This window comes from Anaeroglomus insulsum (genome assembly GCF_050689095.1).
In the GTDB taxonomy this organism is placed as follows: Bacteria; Planctomycetota; Phycisphaerae; order Sedimentisphaerales; family Anaerohalosphaeraceae; genus Anaeroglomus; species Anaeroglomus insulsum.
Genome location: NZ_JBOGCL010000013.1, coordinates 69669 through 75895 on the forward strand (window position 1 = coordinate 69669; position 6227 = coordinate 75895).

Consider the following 6227-nt stretch of genomic DNA (forward strand, 5'->3'; position numbering starts at 1 on the left):
CTTACCTGTCTATTTGTTAAACCCTGCCTCCATATCGCTCTGCGGTTGCAGAGAGCAGTGAACAGAACGATCAGAATTGGCCCCGTTATTCTTCTCAACATCTATAGAGCCGTCATTACCATCCTGTTTAATATCAATCGGAGCCCGTGAAAACAACAGCGTTCCGAATCCGCAGCAGTCGGCATTGGGACCAGCACCTTCGGGACGGACCTTTTGGACGGCCTGCTTTGTATAGGGACAATCGATCCCCCTGCGGTTCTGGTAATGATTGTAAACCATCTCCCAAATCGGACGAAGTCGTCCGCGTCCGTCATCTGAGATCGTCTTGTGGTCATATTTGCCGGTTTTATCCCGCCAGGAAACAAAGGCAACGTCATAGCCCAAGTTAAATTGGGCCGTATATTCAAATCCCTTGAGCAGGCGATTGCCCGCAGCTCCATACAAGTCCAGGCCCTGATTCCATGCCATCTCGCAGGCTTCTGCCAGATGGGCAATCCCCAACTGCACATGCTGCTGGTCACGTCCGCTTTCCTGACACTGCCCCTGTTCGTTGATGATATAATGCGTCAGGGAACCGTTATCAGTGCCGTTGTAATACCAATCCACCGCCCGGTCAAAGAGGTCCTGATTATCACAAAAAATACCGATAGCCATCATCGTCTTGACACAGCCGGTACTCCAGTTGCCATTGGCAAAAACCGCAAAGTCCCGGATGACCGGATAAAAGACCTCCAGCAGCAGATGTTCAAAGCGGTCGATGTCGGCTGCATCCCACCCCGCGTCAGTATGGCGAATCAATTCCGCGGCATACACCAGCTTGGCTCCATTCAGCGACGCCATGAGAATCTTATCCGTACCGATGATTTCCTTGAGCGATGAGGCATAGGCATTCAAAATCTCTTTGGCTTTATCCGCATGTCGTCTGTCGCCAGTCAAACACCACATCAGGGCATTATAATGGGCCGCATTGCAGTCGGCGTCGAACTCGCTTTTGTGCATGTTGTCACCCTGCCGGTTACCCCGTCCAACTACGGTATACCCGCCCTTGATTGCATAGCTATAACTCGACTGTGGATGCCTGCAAAGCTGTTCATAGCCGCTCAGCCAGGGCTGCTCTTGTGCCTTGACCTTAGCTTTGACAAAATCCAATTGCTCTCGAGTATGCAGTAGCCCCGGATGGATAAATGCCGCCTGGGCCGGCAGAGTGAAAATCGCCGTCCACAGTATCACCCACACATTCATCTGTTTCCATCCAGACATAGTCCTGTTCCCAGAAATACCAGTGACAAAATAATAGAATAATAGAAAATAATAGGGACAGTGGGGCTGTTGAAAAAGTCCCCTTTATCCTATTTAAATTTTCTTATGGCGTAAAGCAAAATATAACTGAGGCAAGCCGATAAAATATATTGCCATCCCAAGATACATATACAAAGAAATATTTAACCAGATTGATTTGTCGAAGAGGTATTTCACAATCAATATACCTAACAACTGCGATAACGTTATCAATAATACTGCCAAAAACCAGAAGAAATATGGTCTCAATATCGGTTTATTGCCAAGAAGATTAAGCGCAGTAGTACACGTCATTGCAGGCAACACGATACTAATAGTGATTATTGCTCCCCTTAAAGAAAGCGAATAAAGCAATAGAGGTGAAAATATTGCACAAATTGATATACACAAAACATAGATAATGTAATGTTTCATAAACCCATCTCCTAGAACCACTCTCTCGTAACAGACTCTAACCTGAGCGACGCCAGAGCTAAGCGCCCTTGTATTTCTTCTGTTTTACTTCCTTCCTGCAATCCCTTATCTGCCCAGGCATCAAACGCGCCTGCAAGTAATGCCGTAGAAACTTCTCCAATCAATGCCTTTGTTCCAAATGTGGCCCTTATAGCTGCTGGACCACCTATCCCAGCCAAGAGCCCCCCTGTTGCACCTATAGCCGTGCCACCAATAAGAAAAGTTTTAACTTTTGCTGTAAATTCGGCATCCGTCAATTCCATTCCATTCATACTGTGTAGGATTAAATCTTCTTCAAGTGCTATCAGTCCACTTGCAAATCCATGTATCGCTCCCAGAGCCGTTCCGATGCTCATGTTTACAAGAAGCCCGGGTATTGAAAACTTACCCGTCCAGTCCACTCCATATGTTGGGCTGTTTATACAATAAAGATACTTATGTAAGGTTAGAGGTTCTTGATATTTCCCCCTCACAGGATCCCTTGACGTGAACCGCATCATTTTGGGGTCATACTGGCGGGCGCGGAGGTAATACTGCTCAATCTCCGCATCGTAATACTGGCCGGTAAATTTCCAGGGATTATCCACGCCTGCGGTTTCGACACATTCGCCGTCATAGAACGCCCCATACGGCCGGTACGTATAGCTGCATACCGCCGCACCGGTATCATCCACCACCATCCGCACACTGCCCAACCGGTCATGCACATAAAAATACGGCGTATAGGAATTCGGATCAACGGGGTCATGCACCCGCTGACTCAGGATTTGCCCATCGGCATAATAATATGATTTTTTCAAAGAGCTGCTTGTCGCATCAATCTCGCACAATATTGTCGGCAATTCGCCGGAAATGTCAACGATATATTTCCGGCCGGCAGCCACCCCATTGACGACCGACTCTCTCCAGATTCAATTCCCCATCGGGTCGTATTTTGCCGTGTATTCCCATAACAAAACAAGGTCCATAGGTGGGTTCTTGGCCCTTGACTTTCAAGCTGGCTGAGCCTACAATCCCTGACTTTTACAGGAAACCATGCTGAAAATCGGCTCAATACAACTGAATAATCCGTTTCTGCAGGCGGCGTTAAGCGGCTATACCGACTACCCCATGCGGATCATTGCCCGGCGGTTCGGGTGCCCCCTGACCTTTACCGGCGTGATGCTGGACCGCATATCGCTTCATCCCAAAGCCATCAAACAGACCAAATTCCATTGTCTGGAAAATGAACACCCGGTTGCCGCCCAGATTTTTGGACATGATCCAGACACTATTGCACAATCCGCAGCCCAATTCCGCCGGCTTGGATACGACATGATTGACCTCAATTTTGCCTGCCCGGTCCCGAAAGTACTTCGTCGGGAACGCGGCGGCTGGCTGATGCGCAAGCCGGACATCGTCCGGCAGGCCTTTCTCCGCACACGGGAAATGGTGGATTGCCCTGTGATGATGAAATTACGGATTGGATTTGACCATAGTGAGGCTGCAAAAGAAGATTTCTGGCGGATTGTTGATAATGCAGTCGCCGATGGCGTCGATGCACTGGGGATTCATGGACGGACCGTAGAGCAGAAGTATAAAGGCAAGGCAGACTGGTCGGTGATTGCAGAGGTTAAAAAGAGACACCCCAATTTAACATTATTCGGCAGCGGCGACCTGATGGACGCCCCTACCATTTTACAGCGTATGCAGGAAACCGGCGTTGATGGCGTGCTGATAGCCAGAGGGGCTATAGGCAATCCATGGATATTTTCCGATTGCATCGCCCTGTGGGAAGGCAACCCCCTGCCCCAGCCCCCCAGCCTCAAGGAGCAGGCAGAAATCATGCTCCAGCATTATGAAATGATCAATCAGGAACGCCCCGGACGACGCGGCGTGTCCTTTTTTCGCAAATTTTCCGCCCGTTTTGCCCACCGACACCCCGAACGCAAAAAAGTGCTTCTGGATTTTATGCGGGTCAAAGAACCGCAAAAACTCCGAGACCTGATCAATCAGTGGTATATTCAGTACGCCTGAACCGGCAGGTTTGTCGCAAATCCAGCCAATTAAAGATAATACCTTGCGTCTATTAGATATATATACTCTGTAACCCGCTATTTCTGTATCTCGTCTAAATTAACAGAATTTGGGTTAACCACTGGAAATCCCGAAGGATGTTAATATAATATTGGATATCACAGGTTTTTATATGATCAATAGAATCAAATATATCGCGTTGATTTTAGTCATTGCGGCTGGCATTGCTCCAATTTGGGGGGCACCGTTGAATCCCGCCCAGATCAATCGCCACGCCAATTGGGTTCTCCACGCCGACATGGATACCTTCAAATCCACCACGATGTTTTCCTTTTTGCGGCAGAAATCGGCCGAGGCAGGGCTTGAAGAAAAGATGGAGCAATTCAAAAAAATGTACTCCTTTCATCCAATTGACGATGTACATAGTGTTAGTATTTATGGATTCGATAATGAACAGGATCATGCAGTTGCCCTGATTCACGCGGAATTTAATGCCAATAAGCTGATCAGCCTGCTGACTCAACCGGAGATGGTAACATACGGGCCTCATACGATTTACAGTTGGAAAGCCCAAAATTCCAAGAAAAATAAGCGTGAATATGGCACTATCTGGGGTTATAATCTGATCATTATGTCCGGCTCGCTCGAATCCGTGCAACAGGCCATTGACGTGCTGGATGGGACGACAGAAAATGCGGCAACAGGGTCTTATTTGTCGGGTTTCATTGCTGAACCCGGACAGTTTTTGTATGTTCGGGCCGACCAGGTTTATGAAATCGCCAAGAATGACCCAGACGACATCATGATGAAGCACATGGAACAGCTTCTGATGACCGCCGGTGAAGTTAATGGGCGGTTTCAGTGTCGTGTTGATGTCGGGATTCCATCCCAGGATAAACTCGTGGAAATTGAGCAAATTTGCCGGGGTTTACTGGCGTACGGACTGCTGGATGTCAAACAGAATAATCCGGAGCTGTCGCCGATACTTCAGGCGATTCAGATACAGCCCAGCGCTGGATTAATGAGTGTCTGGATGGAATACAAAAGCTCGGATTTTGTGGATGCACTGAGCAAGGCGGCCAAAAGGATGACCGCTAAAGAGAACGCGACTGCTATCGGCACCAGCAACAAAGCCGTGAGCAATCGCAATTAATCTTTTTTGAAAGGCTGTGAGGATGGCCAGTTCAGATACAACCGTCAGTTTTGTTCTGGGGCAGACCGTTCTGGCAGGCGAGGCGCTGGATGCCGCTCGCAAGACTGCCAGTTCGAATCGGCGCGAGCTTGTCATTGCCGCCAAGGCCGGCTGCAAAGACTCGTTTGCTGAACTCGTGCGGCTGCACACCGACAGTATCCTGCGATTCTTTTACGCCAGGCTCCGCAATCTTGCCGATGCGGAAGACCTGGCCCAGGAAACCTTTCTTCTGGCGTGGCGGAATATTGACCAATGCCGACAGGACAGCAGCTTCAGCGCCTGGTTATTCACCATCGCCCTCAATCAGCTCCGAACCCGGATGCGGCGAAAAAAAATTCTGCTGCCGCTAACCAATATCCTGCGGTGCACCAAACCCGGCCCCAATCAGAGTGTCGAAGGCAAGGAAGAGAATCAGCAGCTTTGGGATATTGCAGAAAAACATCTCAGCAGTGACCAATATACCGCCATGCTGCTCCGTTATCGGGCGGAATTGTCCACGATGGAAATCGCCGAAGCCATGAATAAAACCCATTCGCATGTCAAGGTACTGCTGCATCGGGCCAGAATCAAGCTTCACAGCCGGATTGAGCGGACCGGGTATAGCGAAGCTGCCGCGGAATAAAGAATGGGCAGTCATTGCATTGACCGAGACAAGAATTGGATAGAGTAACACGATGATATGCTGGTATTACAAATGGAAGATTTCAAAGCTCGCCGATGAAAATGATACCGTGCTGTCGCATGATGTCGCGGGCCACTTGAAACATTGCGAGCATTGCCGACGGTTTTATCATCTGTGCCGTGGCATCGAGCGGGAACTGAACATGGAAATGTCGCTGCCGGCCAGGGCTTCCCTGGAGGTTCAGCATAAAGTCACCGAACATCTCCACAGCACAACGATCAGCCAGAAACGGCGGATAATCCATCGTCGGCATCGCTGGTCTGCGGCTGCAGCAATCCTGCTGCTGGCCGTTCCCGCGGCAGTCATGTGGACGATTTCGAATGATTTGACCATGATGCTTCAAAAAGAACGGGTTCTGGGCCAGGATATAACCGCCCTGCCGGCGCTGGTCAATCGTCAATGGATTGATGAACACAAACAGATTATCCCTTCCGAATACACATTAGTCAGCCCCTTCCGGCAGCAGGTTCAGGAATTGACACAGAGCGGACGTCAGGCGGCAAAATTCATGTTTGCCTGCTTAGACCCGGGATTGGGGATGACAGAAGAGGAATCGGAAGACAAGGAACCAGTCATTATTGACTA

Annotated in this window: 6 protein-coding genes; 4 read left to right on the top strand and 2 right to left on the bottom strand. The window is 49.2% G+C overall.

Annotated elements, in window-relative coordinates:
- Window positions 1-9 precede the first annotated feature (9 nt).
- Both ACQ9LF_RS11940 and ACQ9LF_RS11945 read right to left on the bottom strand, forming a co-directional pair.
- Window positions 10-1260: an alginate lyase family protein gene (locus ACQ9LF_RS11940; RefSeq protein WP_462489636.1), complete on the bottom strand. Its 1251-nt coding sequence runs from the start codon at window positions 1258-1260 to the stop codon at window positions 10-12.
- A gap of 464 nt (window positions 1261-1724) precedes the next feature.
- Window positions 1725-2552: an RHS repeat domain-containing protein gene (locus ACQ9LF_RS11945; protein ID WP_462489637.1), complete on the bottom strand. Its 828-nt coding sequence runs from the start codon at window positions 2550-2552 to the stop codon at window positions 1725-1727.
- 235 nt (window positions 2553-2787) lie between these two features.
- Between ACQ9LF_RS11945 and ACQ9LF_RS11950 the strand changes: the two genes are divergently transcribed.
- The 4 genes from ACQ9LF_RS11950 to ACQ9LF_RS11965 all read left to right on the top strand — a co-directional run.
- A complete protein-coding gene (locus tag ACQ9LF_RS11950; RefSeq protein ID WP_462489638.1) occupies window positions 2788-3768 on the top strand; it encodes a tRNA dihydrouridine synthase in 981 nt (326 codons plus the stop codon).
- Between the two features lie 172 nt (window positions 3769-3940).
- Window positions 3941-4921 (top strand): hypothetical protein, encoded by a 981-nt coding sequence (locus ACQ9LF_RS11955; RefSeq protein ID WP_462489639.1) that lies wholly within the window; start codon window positions 3941-3943, stop codon window positions 4919-4921.
- 22 nt (window positions 4922-4943) lie between these two features.
- On the top strand, window positions 4944-5582 hold the full coding sequence (locus ACQ9LF_RS11960) for an RNA polymerase sigma factor (protein WP_462489640.1): 639 nt from the start codon (window positions 4944-4946) through the stop codon (window positions 5580-5582).
- A gap of 52 nt (window positions 5583-5634) precedes the next feature.
- On the top strand, window positions 5635-6227 hold a 593-nt coding region (locus tag ACQ9LF_RS11965; RefSeq protein WP_462489641.1), incomplete at its 3' end, for a hypothetical protein.